Here is a 15,368-nt window from a genome sequence, read left to right on the forward strand (position 1 = left end):
AGCTTTCTAAGAGATGAAGCTGCAAGTTCAGTACCTTTAATAACGTTCAGATACTTTAACAAATGTTCAGGTAAATATGATTTTATGACGGGACTCACATCAATGAGCTCGAGCATGAATTAAGACAATCATATCTATAACAAAACTTCTACTTACGTGCGATATGCTGCATTAATTCGCACATAGTCATATGTCAGGTCGCATCCCCACGCTACAGCGTTGCCTTCACCGTGATGCAGGTCCACTACAATACGCACTGTATCGGTCTGCAAGTATGCCAGCGCCGCTTCTTCATCAAACACAACAGGACGAGACTGTGCGAGCACAGAAATGTCTCCGAGACGGATATCTACCGTATCCGGGTTTACGGGTTGGCCTGCACGGCCTACAGCAGCAATAATCCGGCCCCAGTTTGCGTCAGCCCCAAACATCGCGGATTTCACCAAGCTTGAGCCGATTACCGTTTTGGCAATGGCTTGTGCAGATTCATCGCTAACCGCACCCGTCACTTCCACTTCCACCAGCTTGGTTGCTCCTTCACCATCACGGGCAATCGCTTTGGCAAGCACTTGGCAAACATATGTGAACCCGGCAGCAAAGGCCTCCCAATCCGGGTGATCCATCGTCAGTTCTTCATTACCTGCATAACCGCTAGACATTGCTACGAGCATATCGTTTGTGCTGGTATCACCGTCTACGGTAATCATGTTAAATGTATGGTTCGTCGCCTGGCGTAGCAGACGCTGCAACGCTTCTGCGCCGATGACCGCGTCCGAGGTCATAAATGCCAGCATGGTCGCCATATTCGGATGGATCATCCCCGAGCCTTTGGCCGCTCCCGCAATTGTTACCGTCTTGCCGCCAACTACGACGGAGACGCAAGCTTCCTTTTTCACCAAATCGGTAGTCAGAATCGCTTGTGAAAATTGTTCTGCTTCGTTCGTTTCCTTGCCCAGCTGCTCTGGAAGCGCCTTGATGCCCGAATGTACCGCATCCATCTTCAGCAATTCACCGATGACACCTGTGGAAGCCACAGCTACGTCCTCTTCAGCCACGCCCAGTTCACGAGCCGCTGCCGCACGCATCGCATACGCATCCTCTTCACCCTGCTGCCCTGTACATGCATTGGCATTACCGCTATTTACAATCACTGCTTGCAACCGTCCGTTGCTCAGACTTTCCCGAGTGACTTTGAGCGGAGCAGCCTGAAACACGTTCGTCGTGTAAACCGCTGCAGCTGTCGCAGGGATATCACATCGAATCGCTCCGATGTCGTTGCGTGATGTTTTTTTCAGACCACAGTGTAGTCCTCCTGCCGAGAATCCGCCTGGTGTAACAATGGTTCCATTTTCAACTACGGTAAAAGCTTGATGCTCCACTTTTGTTCCCATATCATATCCCCCGTATGCGTTCAGCCATATGCTGATGAACCGCCTGCTTCAACTGAAACTCCCCCAACTGATACCCATGCCTTATGACTTTTAGATGAAACACCGCTTCTTCGCGCGCTCCCCCTGCGATGTTCACAAGCCACATGTTATGGATATACTGGTGTCATGTTCAGCCCGAGGTTTTCCTCCCATCCCATCATCAGGTTCATATTTTGAATCGCTTGCCCGGATGCACCCTTCACCAAGTTGTCGATCACCGAAATGATCGTCAAACGTCCTGTGCGCGGGTCTACCGAAAATCCGATATCACAATAGTTCGATCCAGACACTTCTTTTGTCGAAGGCCAAATACCCGGTTCACGTACACGTACAAAAGATCTGTTTTCATAGTATTTACGATATAAGTCCACAATCTCCTGATCACTATGCTCACCCGTCAGCTTTGCATACATCGTACTCATAATGCCGCGTGTCATCGGCACGAGCTGTGTTGTAAAAGTTACCGTCACCGGGCTTCCGGTGATATTGCCGAGCACTTGCTCGATCTCAGGGATATGCTGATGTTTATTCAATTTGTACGCTTTAAAATTTTCATTCATTTCTGCATAATGGTTGGTCAGACTCGTTCCGCGCCCTGCACCCGATACACCTGATTTCGCATCAATAATGATGGTCGATGGATCAATCCATCCCGCTTCCACCGCAGGAATCAGACCCAGCAACGTAGCTGTTGGATAACAGCCAGGATTGGATATAAAATCCTTACCTTTCACTTCATCTCCATACACCTCAGCCATACCGTATACGGCCTTCTCCAGCAATTCTGCTGACGGTGCAGGGTGTTTATACCATTGCTCATACACCGATCCGTCTTTCAAACGGAAATCACCCGACAGGTCGATCACTTTCAGTCCTGCTTCCAGCAGACTCGGTACGAGCTTCGCGCTTACGCCAGACGGGGTCGCGGTGAATACGAGATCTGCACGACTTGCGATCTCTGCCGGATCGACACCGTCGAGTGGCCTGCGAATCACGTCCGTCAAATGCGGAAACCCATCGGCGATGGACTCCCCGCTGCTGGATGAAGAGATTACCGATGTAATTTCAACTTGCGGATGATTCTGAAAAAAACGAATCAGTTCCACCCCGCCGTAGCCGGTGGAACCGACGATTGCCACTCTTAATTTGTTATTCACTCTCGCTCCCCCAATCCTGTTGTATGCGCTACTTGTGCCTTGCTCAAGGTTTTTGTCAAAGCTTGAGCAGACAATTCCGTCGCTTCTATGCATATTTGTGTATTATTATACGACTCTAGTTATATAAATACAACCATCTATCATGAATTTTACACGGATTCCCAACAAATCCGAACGATAACTTTTTACCTTAGGGACGAACAAGGATTCTTCTGTTAAAATACATAGTAGAAGGAAACATTACATACAGAGTCCTGTTCATACACATACCTTTTTTATTTAAGGTCACATTGAACCGGACTCCGAAGGTCATTATGAGACATGGGGGACTACAGTGCATATCGAATCCATATTACTTATTGTGCTCCTGGGACTGAATATTATCTTCGCTGCCGCAGTCGTTTTCTTTGAACGCAAGGATGCCAGTGCTTCCTGGGCTTGGCTGCTGGTATTGAACTTTATTCCGGTCTTCGGGTTCATCCTTTATCTATTGACGGGTCAGAATCTGACTCGGTATCGCCTCTTTCAATGGAAAGAGCGCAAGAAGCTTGGCTTGGAGGAACGAATCGAGGCGCAGCTTGCCCAGCTGCAGGATAATCGCACGCCTTTCTCCAACAAGGCAACAGAAAATAGCCAAGACATGATTTATATGAACCTCAAACAAAATGGGGCACTCCTGACAGAGCATAACGCCGTTGAGATCATCACCGATGGAACAGACAAGTTCCAACGGCTTCTCGATGACATCGAGGCGGCACAAGATCATGTGCATGTGCAATATTACATTTATCGTGGGGATAGCCTCGGCAAACGAATTCGGGACGCTCTGATCCGTAAGGCGCGTGAAGGCGTGAAGGTTCGTCTGCTGTACGACGCGCTGGGCTCGCGACGGGTAAGAAATCGATTTTTCAAAGAACTGCGTGAAGCGGGTGGACTTGTGGAAGTCTTTTTCCCATCCAAATTCAGTCTGATCAACCTACGGATGAATTACCGTAACCACCGCAAAATCGTTATCATCGATGGTAATCTCGGTTATACTGGCGGATTCAACGTTGGGGATGAATATCTCGGACTCAATTCGAAATTCGGCTACTGGCGCGATACCCACCTTCGTATTCGAGGTAATGCGGTGCATGCGTTACAAACACGTTTCCTGCTCGACTGGAACGAAGCTTCCAAACAACATGACACGCCGTATGTTCCCTCTCATTTCCCTCAAATTGAGGGTTCAGGTCAGACCGCCATGCAGATTGTATCCAGTGGCCCTGACGCCGAGATCGAGCACATCAAGAACAGTTACCTGAAGATGATTAACGGTGCCAAACATTCGATTCTCATTCAAACCCCGTATTTTATCCCGGATGCCAGTGTATTCGAAGCGATACGCCTTGCCTGCCTGTCAGGCATCGATGTTCGTATTATGATACCCAATAAACCGGATCATGCTTTTGTGTATTGGGCCACGCTGTCTTATATCGGGGAGTTGCTAAAAGTAGGGGCTAAAGTATTTATCTACGATAATGGGTTTATCCATGCCAAAACACTGATTATTGATAGTTTGGTCGCTTCGGTCGGAACTGCCAATATCGACTACCGTAGTTTCCGGTTGAACTTTGAGGTTAATGCCTTTATGTATGATGAGGCCATTGCAACGACGCTTGTACAGACGTTCGAACACGACCTGCATGTATCACGAGAGTTATCGCTGGAAGAGTACCAAAATCGCAGTTTTATGATACGTTTCAAAGAAGCTATTTCTCGTCTGCTGTCTCCGATCTTGTAAACTCGGCAGGGACAAAAAATAAAAGCAGAACCTTCCCTTCCCCGTAATCCGGGTAAAGAGAGGATCTGCTTTTTTTATATCTACCTCATGCTTTTAAACCTTAAATATGCTCACCGCGCTTAAAGCCTTCACCAAGCACCTCATGCGCATTACTAATGATGACAAACGCTCCCGGGTCCACAGACCGGATCAGCGCTTTCAGTCTCGGCACTTCATTTTGTCCCACGACTACCATCAGCACAGTTCGCTGGTCATCCGTATATCCACCCTTCGCCTCCAGCTTGGTCAGACCACGATCCAGATCAGCCAGAATGACTTTGGTAATCGGTTCTGTCTGGTTAGAGATAATATACGCCACCTTCGAGTATCCCAGTCCCATCTCCACGGCATCAATGACTTTACCCGTAACGTACAACCCGATTAATGCATACAGAGACTGCTCCAGCGACAGCACAAAGGCTGCCAAAATAATGACGGTTGCATCCATGATGACAACACATAGCGAGTAACTGAGTCCACTGTATTTTTGCACAATGCGAGCCAGAATACTCATGCCCCCAGTTGAGCCCCTGCCCCGGTACACGATCCCAATCCCGAGCCCCACACCAATGCCCCCATACAGAGAGCCGAGCAACGGATTAGCCGTCGGAATCTCCCAATGACTCGTCAAATATACAAAGAGCGGCAACACAATGCTTCCAAGGATGGAACGCAAACCATATTGTTTACCAATCAACAGGAAACCTGCAATTAATAACGGGATGTTAATCGCCCATTGGGTATATGCCGGTTCCCAGCCCAACCACTCGTCTCCGAGGATGGATAAACCCGATACACCACCTGAAGCGATTTGATTGGGCAATAAAAATAAATTAAAAGCTACGGCAATCAAAAACGAACCCACAATAATAAACAGGGTATCGATGACGTTCCGCCATGGTCCATTCAGGGGAATGAAGGTGGTTAACCTCTTTTTGCGTTGAGGATATGAATGTTGTTGCTCTTGCATGTTGTCGCGCGCTCCTTTTATATAACGTATCCATAATCTTCTTAACATTCCTTAAAATTGTTCAAAAAAAAGCCCCTGTATACACCAGCATGCGCCTCAGCGCACGGGTCCATACAGGAACTTGAATTAATCGTTTTCTACTTTAATTTGGCTACGCAAATAACCGTCGATGAATGCATCGAGGTCGCCGTCCATCACTGCTCCTGTATTACCTGTCTCTACGCTTGTACGGTGATCCTTTACCATACTATAGGGATGGAATACATAGGAGCGAATCTGGCTACCCCACGAAATTTCCGATTGGTCCCCTCGGATTTCGTCCAGCTGTTGTTTTTGCTCTTCGATTTTACGCTCATACAATTTCGAACGAAGCATCGTCATGGCTCGCTCACGGTTTTTGATCTGTGAACGTTCGTTCTGACAGGTCACAACCACTCCGGTCGGTATATGTGTAATCCGTACAGCGGAATCGGTAGTGTTAATATGCTGTCCACCCGCACCGCTTGCACGATACGTATCGATCTTGAGGTCTTCGGTACGAATGTCGATCTCGATGGTATCGTCGATCTCCGGCACCACATCACAAGATACGAAGGAAGTATGTCTACGGCCTGATGAGTCAAAAGGAGAGATCCGCACCAGACGGTGAACCCCCTTCTCTGCTTTCAGATAACCGTATGCGTTATGCCCTTTGATGGACAACGTCACACTCTTGATCCCCGCTTCATCACCCGGAAGATAATCCAGCACCTCAACCTTGAAGCCCCGTTTCTCTGCCCAGCGTGTGTACATACGGAGCAGCATCTGACCCCAGTCCTGCGACTCGGTACCACCAGCGCCTGGATGAAGCTCCAGAATCGCATTCATCTTGTCATACGGCTGGTTCAGGAGAAGTTGTAATTCAAACTCTTCCAGTTTGCCTACAATTGCAGCGACACTGTTGCCAATCTCCGTAGCGAGCTCTTCGTCGCCTTCTTCATCAGCCAGCTCAGCCATCATCAATGCATCATCATAATCCTGTTGCAACTTCGCGTACTGATCTACCGAACCTTTCACTGCGTTCATCTCTGCAATGACGGCTTGCGCTTTCTCATTGTCATCCCAGAAGTCTGGAGCTGACATCTTCTCTTCAAAGTTCTCAATCATCTCTTGCTTGAGATCTAAGTCAAAGAGACCCCCTAAGGTTTGTTAATTTCTTGCCTATTTCACGCAGGTCCTGCTTCACGCTTGGATCGATCATGTGCAATTCCTCTTTTCATTAAGATAAGCTCCCCGCATCCGGGAAGTTCACTAATCAAGATCAAGTCTCGGATACAATATACCGTGAGGCTTGCGCATACTGTTACCAGCAGGCACGTCACCCCTCAATCAGCATCATATGATTATTCATATGCACCGATTATCGGATATGCATCCTCCACTTTATCTTATTGAACCCCCGGCTGCAAGGAGCCGTATAAGTGAAACGATATAGATTAAACTAACCTATCTTACATTGGGTACTGCGATAAAAGGAATGAAACGAAAACTACTCTTGACCATGACAGTGTTTAAACTTTTTGCCACTGCCACACGGACATGGATCATTACGGCCGATTTGGTCAGAAACTTTCACCGGACGTTTCTCAGCAGGTTCACCGCTTGTCGAGATCTGACTCTCGTCCACTACGGCTTGACGCTCCTGGTTGCTTTCGATCTGTGCTTTCATCACATACGTCGCAACTTCTTCCTGAATCGAAGCGATCATCTGATGGAACATCTCGAAACCTTCGAATTGGTACTCACGAAGTGGGTCTGTACCACCGTATGCACGGAGGTGAATACCTTGGCGCAATTGATCCATCGCATCAATGTGATCCATCCACTTGCTGTCTACTGCACGAAGCACAACCACTTTTTCGAATTCACGAACCATATCTTCACCGATACGTTCTTCACGGGCATTGTACTTGTTCTGTACTTTCTCGAACAGATACTCAATGATCTCTTCAGCTTCTTTGCCCCAAAGGTCATCTTTGGTAATCGAGCCTTCATCCAGCAATTTGCTGTTCATAAAGTCCGCAACCTCTTGCAGCTCCCAGTTCTCCGGAATCTCGTCACTGCAGTGTGCTTCAACGATACGTTCAATGGAAGGTTTGATCATATCCATAACGATTTGTTTAATATTTTCAGACTCCAATACCTCACGACGCTGTTTGTAGATAATCTCACGTTGTTGGTTCATGACATCATCATACTGGAGTACCACTTTACGTACGTCAAAGTTATTACCTTCAACCCGCTTCTGCGCAGATTCAACAGCACGCGTAATCATGCGGCTCTCGATCGGCTGATCTTCTTCAAAACCAAGACGCTCCATCATGTTGAGCACGTTGTCGGCACCGAAACGTTTCATCAATTCATCGCCCAGCGACAGGTAAAACTGTGTGGAACCCGGGTCACCCTGACGTCCCGCACGACCACGCAACTGGTTATCAATCCGGCGTGATTCGTGGCGCTCTGTACCGATGATATGAAGGCCGCCAACTTCAGCCACACCTTCACCCAAAATAATATCTGTACCCCGACCGGCCATGTTCGTTGCAATCGTTACTGCACCCGCTTGACCCGCGCCAGAGATAATTTCAGCTTCTTCCGCGTGAAACTTAGCATTCAAGACCTGGTGTCTGATGCCGCGACGTTTCAGCATGTCCGATAGACGCTCCGAGTTCTCAATGGATACCGTACCCACCAGAACCGGTTGGTTTTTGCTGTGGCGCTCTACAATCTCTTCCACAACCGCTTTGAACTTGCCATCAATGCTCTTGTAGACCACATCCGCCATATCATCCCGTTTGTTTGGACGATTCGTCGGAATTTGCAGTACTTCAAGTCCATAGATTTTCTTGAACTCTTCTTCCTCTGTTTTTGCTGTACCTGTCATCCCCGCAAGTTTACGGTACATCCGGAAGTAGTTCTGGAATGTGATTGTTGCCAGCGTCATGCTCTCGTTCTGAACCTCAATGCCTTCTTTGGCTTCAATCGCTTGATGCAATCCATCACTGTAGCGACGGCCAGCCATCAGACGGCCAGTGAATTCATCAACAATCATGACTTCTTCATCTGAAACAACATAATCCACATCACGGCGCATAATGACGTTAGCTTTCAGAGCCTGTACAATGTGGTGGTTCAGCGTCACGTTGGCATGATCATACAAGTTCTCAATACCAAAAGCTTTCTCCGCTTTGGCTACGCCACCCTCAGTCAGCGCTACGGATTTCACTTTGATATCCACCGTGAAATCTTCTTCCGGCACAAGACGTTTCACAAAGCGGTCCGCTGCATAGTACAGATCGGTCGATTTCTGAGCTTGTCCGGAAATGATCAATGGTGTACGTGCCTCATCGACGAGGATCGAGTCTACTTCGTCAATGATACAGAAGAACAATGGACGTTGTACCATTTGCTCTTTGTACAGCACCATGTTGTCACGAAGGTAGTCGAACCCGAATTCATTGTTCGTACCATACGTAATGTCACATGCATATGCATGCTGTTTCAGTGCATGGTCCATACCGCTGAGGTTAACCCCAACTGACATACCCAGGAATTCATAGATTTGTCCCATCTCCTGGCTATCCCGTTGCGCCAAATAGTCATTGACTGTGACTACGTGTACACCTTTGGACATCAATGCATTCAAATATACCGGCAGTGTTCCTACCAGTGTTTTACCTTCACCCGTTTTCATCTCAGAAATACGGCCTTCGTGCAGCGCAATCCCGCCAAGCATTTGTACATCATAATGACGTTTGCCCAATACGCGGCGTGATGCCTCACGTACGGTTGCAAATGCTTCAGGAAGAAGTTCATCCGTCGTTTCTCCCTTTTCAATCCGGGCACGGAATTCCTCCGTTTTGCCTTTCAACTGCTCATCAGACAATGCCTGAAATTGTGGTTCCAGTTTATTGATCACATCGACCGTCTTCATCAGACGTTTCACATCACGCTCGTTCATGTCTCCGAAGATCTTTTTGACAAGTCCTAACATGGTATACCCCTTTCGTGCAAAACAGAATAGACCCCCTGCTGCCGCCATACGACACCATCGGATGGATTGTTGATCCATTTCCCCCTGGAGGTAACAAACAAAAAAACATATGAGATGAATCAACTCCAGGCTTGCCACAGTTACCTCATGAAGCTGATCGTATTCACCCGGCTCTGGTTTATGAAATACATGCCAGAATTCGAGCTATTGAATCATGTTCATGGTGCTGTGTCTGTCATTGATTATGATTAGCGATCATTCGTTGACAATTCCTCATCAGGACAATGATTCTCTTTGCATAAATTGTAACAGTTTGTAAGGGTCGCCGCAACACGCCGTAGCAGACTTCTTTGAACTTCATTCCCCGTATAAACCGAGTTTTAGTGCAAAAAATCATAGTCGTTATCGGAAGTGGCAAATGGACTGTTTTATTTCCCGAGATGTTGCAAGGATCAATCGATCATTTGTGGGAAATATGGAATTTAATATCAAAATTCATTTTAACTTTTATAATTCTACTTTTATTTTAAATTTCCTGCTGACTCCTAATCTATTAGACGCAACAATATAGCGAATAGTTTCATCATTTTATTTCCATATTCCAATTCATTCGCTACGCACAAAAGAGCCCCATCCCTAGAAGGATGGAAGCTCTCGTTAAGTTCAATTCAGGAAGCATAGGCTCCTGCTTATATTCAATACTAAGGGCTATCTATTCAATTGAAGCGATGCTGTAAGTATACTTAACCTTGCTCAATCAAGCCATACTTGCCATCGTTCCGTTTGTAAACGACGCTTACTTCCTCATTCTCGATGTTGGAAAATACGAAGAAGTTATGACCAACCATGTTCATCTGGAGGATTGCCTCTTCCACATCCATTGGTTTTAACATAAAACGTTTCGTACGTACAACTTCCAAATCATCATCCGTATCCGTGTCCAGTTCGGCTGTAGCCACTGTGCCTGTCGGATCTTCTACGAAGAGAGTCTTCAGGCTACCTTCCTGACGGAATTTACGGTTAATTTTCGTTTTGTGTTTGCGAATTTGACGTTCCAACTTGTCCACAACGGCGTCAATGGATGCGTACATATCATCGCTCTCATCTTCAGCACGGAGCACAAAGCCCTTCAAAGGAATCGTCACCTCAACTGTATGCAAGCCTCTAGTTGTGCTCAGTGTAACGGCACCGTCAGAGGTAAGGGGTGCATCGAAATACTTCTCGAGTCTACTCAACTTTTTGTCGACATAATCTTTCAAAGCTTCGGTAACCTCGATTTGTTGACCTCGAATACTTAAATTCATAGGGCACTCCTCCTTTATCTTTGCCACTTCATTATAACACGAATGTAAGCGCCATGTAAAAACTCTCGGTGACCGAATAATGACATCTGCTCCAGTCACATCAACCAACGTAAGTTTAACGCCATATTTCGTGATTTTTCGGCATTTTCGAGCAAAATCACAGATTTAACTGGATTGTATATCTGGCGCTTGATCATCTATTTAACCGTTTTTGAGGTTCCTCAATCTGTTATGTAGAACTAGCTTATCCTGACCCTTAAGTTGCCCCCGTTTTGTCCGGTAATGGAGAGATCAACTTTCTTATATTTTAAACTCTATCAACACAAAAAAAGACCCCGGATCACCGGAGTCTGATGCTAGCGATAATTCAATTTGGTAACCATCTAACCATATATGTAGGTCGGATTGTCCGGATGATTATAATTTGATTACGTTAGCTGCTTGCGGTCCACGTGCGCCTTCGACGATGTCGAATTCTACGGATTGACCTTCTTCCAAAGTTTTGAAGCCTTCGGATTGAATTGCGGAGAAGTGTACGAATACGTCGCCGCCGTCTTCAGTCTCAATGAAACCGTAACCTTTTTCTGCGTTGAACCATTTTACTTTACCTTGCATGCACTAACATTCCCTTCGTCATCAAATGAAGTGAAGCTCTGGCCAAGACCCTAGCCCACAACTCAGATGATATCACCTAATCTTATCCATTGTCAATTGGTAAAGAAAATGTTTTATTGGTATTTTTTGTAGATTAATCGAGGATTTTGAGGAATCTACGAGTTATTTGTAGAATAAAATTTATAGATTTTCAAACACCACATACTATATATTATTCTGTCTGAGAGGAAATGTTAATACTGTTCAAAAATGATTTAACATTATGATATAAACGTGTAAGAAGAATAGAGTTGAATCCATCCATTCTTCGGGTATCAGAGAAAAATATCACGTATGCTCCTGCCTTTAAGTTTGCGGCTGTACAAGCCTATGAGGCGGAACATATACCCATGGGAATTTTCGTACAGGCAGGCTTTAATATTGAATTGATCGGGCTGGAGACGCGAAAAAGATGTTTGGAGCGTTGGAGGAAAACATGTGCTTCTTCAGGTGAAGCTGGGCTGCTGGAAGAGCGTAGGGGGAAGGGACGCTCAGGGAGACCGGTCAGTCGTGAACTATCGAGTCAGGAAAAGCTTCATCTTGCTGAGGCACGTATCAAGCTTTTGGAAGCCGAGAATGAACTCTTAAAAAAGCTAGAAGCGCCCTAAAGGCACAAAGGCAACAATGAACTACTACCGTCTTCCGAGCACTTTCAGCTCATCAATCAGGTCGTTCGTAAGCATTAACTGAGAAGCGTGACTCGTTATCTTTGTAAGTTGAATCATAAAAAAAGTCGTCGTTTGATGCGAAAATTCAGACTTATTGCTGTGATTCGTAAAGTGAATCCTTATCGTAAAATGGCTGAAGCTAAGCAAGACTCTTGTTCAACGAACACTGAAGCAGTTCAAGGATTGCACGTCTTTACAATAACTGCGAGTTCGCTTCAACGAGTACATCACGTATTACAATACCGAATGGTTCCAATGGACATAAAAAAAGATGACTCCCGATGAGTACAGAAGTCATCTCAATGCTGCTTAATGAATAGAACCCCTTTTTAAAGGGTCCACAAATAGGGGCACAGTTCAAAGTAAGATGCAGCAGTTCTTTAATTCTTCTAGTTTTTTCATTCTTTTCATAAGTGATACACTTTAAATATAAATCCAAATTCAATCACAAAAAGTTACTTTCTTTTATCCATAAGGTAGCTATCCGCTGCAAATTTGGCTTCATAGACATTACGTTGATTCCGTGCTACATTCCGCTGAATCAACCATTGCTGCGCTTCATTCTTTAAGGCCAGCATACGTGACTCAATCACAGAATCATAGGTAAGAATATGGTTTAACTTCTCCTGCTGATCCTGGCTTGTCTGATACGTAGCGCTCAACTCAATTAATCTTCCGACTATAACCTGACGTTCATTCACAAAGACTTCGACCTGATCTGATGACTTCTCTTCTAAATTTATAACAAATGTTTCTGTCAAGATATTTAGTTGGTTAAGCAATTGGTCTATTTGAGGCTTGATTTCCATACTACAAAGTTCCTGCAGTTTGCTTGTTTACTAAAACCCAGGTTTCTCTTAACTCCAGTAGGTATCCTATTGCCTCTTCACCAAGACTCTTGTCCTTTTTAATGTTTGCTTGAATTAACAGATGGTTCATATATTCGTATAGAGCAAACAAATCTTTAGCTACAGGATAGGCTTGATTTAAAGTTGACATTAGTTCACTGATTATCGTTTGTGCTTTACCTAAATTCATATTGGCTTTGTAGTAATCTTTAGTTTCTATTCCATCTAATCCTGCCTTAACAAAGCGAAGAGCCCCATCATATAACATAATAACGAGTTGACCTGGTGTAGAAGTCTGTACCGAATTTTGCTTGTATTTATCGTAAGGAGATGTAATCATTTCAAATCCTTCCTCCTCTTTTACTTAAAGTAGCCTGCCAAACTGGAAGATTGGGATTGGAATTGACTCATTGCTTTTTCCATGGCTGTGAACTGTTTGTAATATCGAGTTTCCCAATCTGTCATTTTCCGTTCTAAGTTTGAAATCCGGTTGTTGTAATCTTTTAGTTGCTCTCCCATGATACTCTCTGTTTTTAAAGTCGCAGAAGCATTCGTGTCAAACTTGGATGTTCCTACTTTTTTAGTAAACATATCCAAAGTTTTGCCCAGTTGGCTCCTTAATTCACTAAAAACAGGTTTACCATTAAGATCCGAGACCGAACCTCGAAAAATAGTTAACACCTTTTCTGGGTTGGAAGCTAGAGCCGTAGTCAACTTGGCTTCATCAATTTTCAACTGGCCTTTTTCATAATATTGCCCCGTTGTAATTCCCGCTTCACTTAACCCTTTAAGATTATTTGTAATGATTAATCTCATGGAGGTTACAGCCTCACTAAGAATACTATCATTTTTCAGGACACCACTCTTGGCTTTCTCTTCCCACTTCTTAATATCATCTTCCTTCATAGACTCACGTTGTTCATCTGTTAATGGTTTAAAGTTACGATAAGTTTGCTCTGAAATTTTTGAATTCATTAAACCTAGTAGCTCATTATACAGATCCACAAAAGATTTAATTGTCTCAACAGCCTTCGTTGGATCAGACTGAGTTGTAATTTTGGAACTTGTGGCTCCGCTCAACTCCAAAAAATTCAATTTCACCCCGTTAACGATAAGACTGTCAGTAGATGTAGTATATGTTTTCTCGCCACCCAGACTACTTGAAACGGTAACTGACCCCTCTTTATAACCCACACTGCCACCTGTACCAAAGTTAACTGCTTCATCGAGCTTGAGTATGCCAAGTAAGGAACTCGGTTTGGATTGTTCGTTTTCACCTTTGTCTGATATCACTTGTCCATATTCTTTATGTGTAATCGTGAACTTACCGCTAATTTCATCAAACGCCGCATTAACTGTAGGAATGCCAGAATTAATTCTTGCTACAACTACATCTATTGAATCTGTACTAGCAAATGTAATTGATTTATTGTTAATGTTTAAGTCATAAGTTGTCGGAGCTCCGCTTCCGGCAATATCAGCAAGTGTCGTAGCACGTGTAATCTTCTCTGTACCCGCCTTTAGCTCAATTGAGCTCTTCATAGCAGCCTTCTCGGCTAGCTTAGTAACTGTGACTTCCATAGAAACACTGCCTGCATCCGCAGTGGCTTCCGCCTTAACAGCTGTCGAGTTTCCACTCACGGTTGATTTTTGTGTATTTAATGCTTCCGATTTACCCATGTTCAGAAGTTTATCAGACATTTGTACAATTTTACTATTTAGTTCTCTGTAACTGTCGCGAGTCCAATCAAAAATTTGCTTCTGTTGTTTCAACTTATCCAAGGGAGCCCGTTTAACCGTCATAAGTGACTTGACCATGCTGTCAATATCCATACCAGAAAATCCATTAATTCGTGATACCATTTATTTCACCCTCCTATACCTTTTCGTCAATAATAATGCCCGCAATTTCCATCATCTTGGCTACTAGGTCAAGCGTTTTCTCAGGTGGAATCTCACGAATCACTTCTCCAGTTTCCTTATTAAGCACTTTAACTAGAATCTGATGTGTTTTCTCGTGTACACTCATCTCCAGAGTCGTTGTTGGGCCCTGAAGAGCCTTAACGGCTTTATCGATTGCCTTTATAAGATGCTCATCACTAGGCGGGATATGCAAACCTTGCCTTTCTAATTTAGATAAATCTATTCCGTTTCTAACCGATTGTAATAACATACTTTCCTGATTACTACGAGACTCCGTCTGTGTGTTACTTGTAGTCGCAGAAATTCCAGTCACATTGGTAGAAAGTGAAAACTGTAGATTCATCGTTCATCCCCCGATGGAATTATTTATTATATTTATCGGTTATTAAATGATAGAAATGAATAGAACCCCACAGACTTAATAAAACAATTGATGTTTAATACTAACTTATTATATTTGACTTCTTCAACAAACTTAACCTGAGTGCGGCCATCTAGAGTTCCTCTATTTGCAAGAAAACAAAGGTGAGTTAAATATAAATTGAGCTATACCTGTTAA

At 44.5% G+C, this 15,368-nt stretch carries 13 protein-coding genes; 2 read left to right on the forward strand and 11 right to left on the reverse strand.

Going from position 1 to position 15,368, the window contains the following annotated elements:
- Nucleotides 1–152: 152 nt before the first annotated feature.
- The gene (argJ, locus tag J2T16_RS13540) at nucleotides 153–1,391 is read right to left on the reverse strand and encodes a bifunctional glutamate N-acetyltransferase/amino-acid acetyltransferase ArgJ (protein ID WP_145414118.1); all 1,239 of its coding nucleotides are present in this window, start codon (nucleotides 1,389–1,391) and stop codon (nucleotides 153–155) included.
- Nucleotides 1,392–1,537: 146 nt separating this feature from the next.
- Nucleotides 1,538–2,587, reverse strand: a complete 1,050-nt coding sequence (argC, locus tag J2T16_RS13545; protein ID WP_221790467.1) for an N-acetyl-gamma-glutamyl-phosphate reductase — start codon at nucleotides 2,585–2,587, stop codon at nucleotides 1,538–1,540.
- A 334-nt stretch (nucleotides 2,588–2,921) separates the two neighbouring features.
- Between argC and cls the strand changes: the two genes are divergently transcribed.
- Nucleotides 2,922–4,370 (forward strand): cardiolipin synthase, encoded by a 1,449-nt coding sequence (cls, locus tag J2T16_RS13550; protein WP_090922960.1) that lies wholly within the window; start codon nucleotides 2,922–2,924, stop codon nucleotides 4,368–4,370.
- 100 nt (nucleotides 4,371–4,470) lie between these two features.
- Here cls and J2T16_RS13555 read toward each other — a convergent pair whose 3' ends face one another.
- From J2T16_RS13555 to J2T16_RS13575, 5 genes are all read right to left on the reverse strand, one after another.
- Nucleotides 4,471–5,379: a YitT family protein gene (locus tag J2T16_RS13555; RefSeq protein ID WP_336121778.1), complete on the reverse strand. Its 909-nt coding sequence runs from the start codon at nucleotides 5,377–5,379 to the stop codon at nucleotides 4,471–4,473.
- Between the two features lie 126 nt (nucleotides 5,380–5,505).
- A protein-coding gene (gene prfB, locus J2T16_RS13560; RefSeq protein WP_154891301.1) for a peptide chain release factor 2 occupies nucleotides 5,506–6,619 on the reverse strand; the annotation gives its coding sequence in 2 pieces (ribosomal slippage) (nucleotides 5,506–6,546 and nucleotides 6,548–6,619; 1,113 coding nt in all).
- Between the two features lie 288 nt (nucleotides 6,620–6,907).
- A complete protein-coding gene (gene secA, locus J2T16_RS13565) occupies nucleotides 6,908–9,412 on the reverse strand; it encodes a preprotein translocase subunit SecA (RefSeq protein ID WP_090923074.1) in 2,505 nt (834 codons plus the stop codon).
- A 743-nt stretch (nucleotides 9,413–10,155) separates the two neighbouring features.
- The gene (hpf, locus tag J2T16_RS13570; RefSeq protein WP_090922954.1) at nucleotides 10,156–10,716 is read right to left on the reverse strand and encodes a ribosome hibernation-promoting factor, HPF/YfiA family; all 561 of its coding nucleotides are present in this window, start codon (nucleotides 10,714–10,716) and stop codon (nucleotides 10,156–10,158) included.
- Between the two features lie 417 nt (nucleotides 10,717–11,133).
- Nucleotides 11,134–11,331, reverse strand: a complete 198-nt coding sequence (locus J2T16_RS13575; protein WP_024631599.1) for a cold shock domain-containing protein — start codon at nucleotides 11,329–11,331, stop codon at nucleotides 11,134–11,136.
- Nucleotides 11,332–11,621: 290 nt separating this feature from the next.
- On the opposite strand from J2T16_RS13575, the gene J2T16_RS13580 reads away from it, so the two are divergent.
- Nucleotides 11,622–11,978: a hypothetical protein gene (locus tag J2T16_RS13580; RefSeq protein ID WP_499018487.1), complete on the forward strand. Its 357-nt coding sequence runs from the start codon at nucleotides 11,622–11,624 to the stop codon at nucleotides 11,976–11,978.
- Between the two features lie 515 nt (nucleotides 11,979–12,493).
- Here the strand turns inward: J2T16_RS13580 and J2T16_RS13585 are convergent.
- Genes J2T16_RS13585 through J2T16_RS13600 form a run of 4 tightly spaced genes read right to left on the reverse strand, consistent with a single transcriptional unit; the run spans nucleotide 12,494 to nucleotide 15,122 of the window.
- Nucleotides 12,494–12,847: a hypothetical protein gene (locus tag J2T16_RS13585; protein WP_499018488.1), complete on the reverse strand. Its 354-nt coding sequence runs from the start codon at nucleotides 12,845–12,847 to the stop codon at nucleotides 12,494–12,496.
- 1 nt (nucleotide 12,848) lies between these two features.
- Entirely contained in the window at nucleotides 12,849–13,226 is a 378-nt protein-coding gene (fliS, locus tag J2T16_RS13590) for a flagellar export chaperone FliS (RefSeq protein WP_499018490.1), read from the reverse strand.
- A 20-nt stretch (nucleotides 13,227–13,246) separates the two neighbouring features.
- The gene (gene fliD, locus J2T16_RS13595; RefSeq protein WP_499018491.1) at nucleotides 13,247–14,749 is read right to left on the reverse strand and encodes a flagellar filament capping protein FliD; all 1,503 of its coding nucleotides are present in this window, start codon (nucleotides 14,747–14,749) and stop codon (nucleotides 13,247–13,249) included.
- 13 nt (nucleotides 14,750–14,762) lie between these two features.
- Complete coding sequence (locus J2T16_RS13600; protein WP_499018492.1) at nucleotides 14,763–15,122, reverse strand: flagellar protein FlaG; 360 nt, start codon at nucleotides 15,120–15,122, stop codon at nucleotides 14,763–14,765.
- Nucleotides 15,123–15,368: the final 246 nt, after the last annotated feature.

The sequence above is a fragment of the Paenibacillus intestini genome (genome assembly GCF_030803945.1).
In the GTDB taxonomy this organism is placed as follows: domain Bacteria; phylum Bacillota; class Bacilli; order Paenibacillales; family Paenibacillaceae; genus Paenibacillus; species Paenibacillus polysaccharolyticus.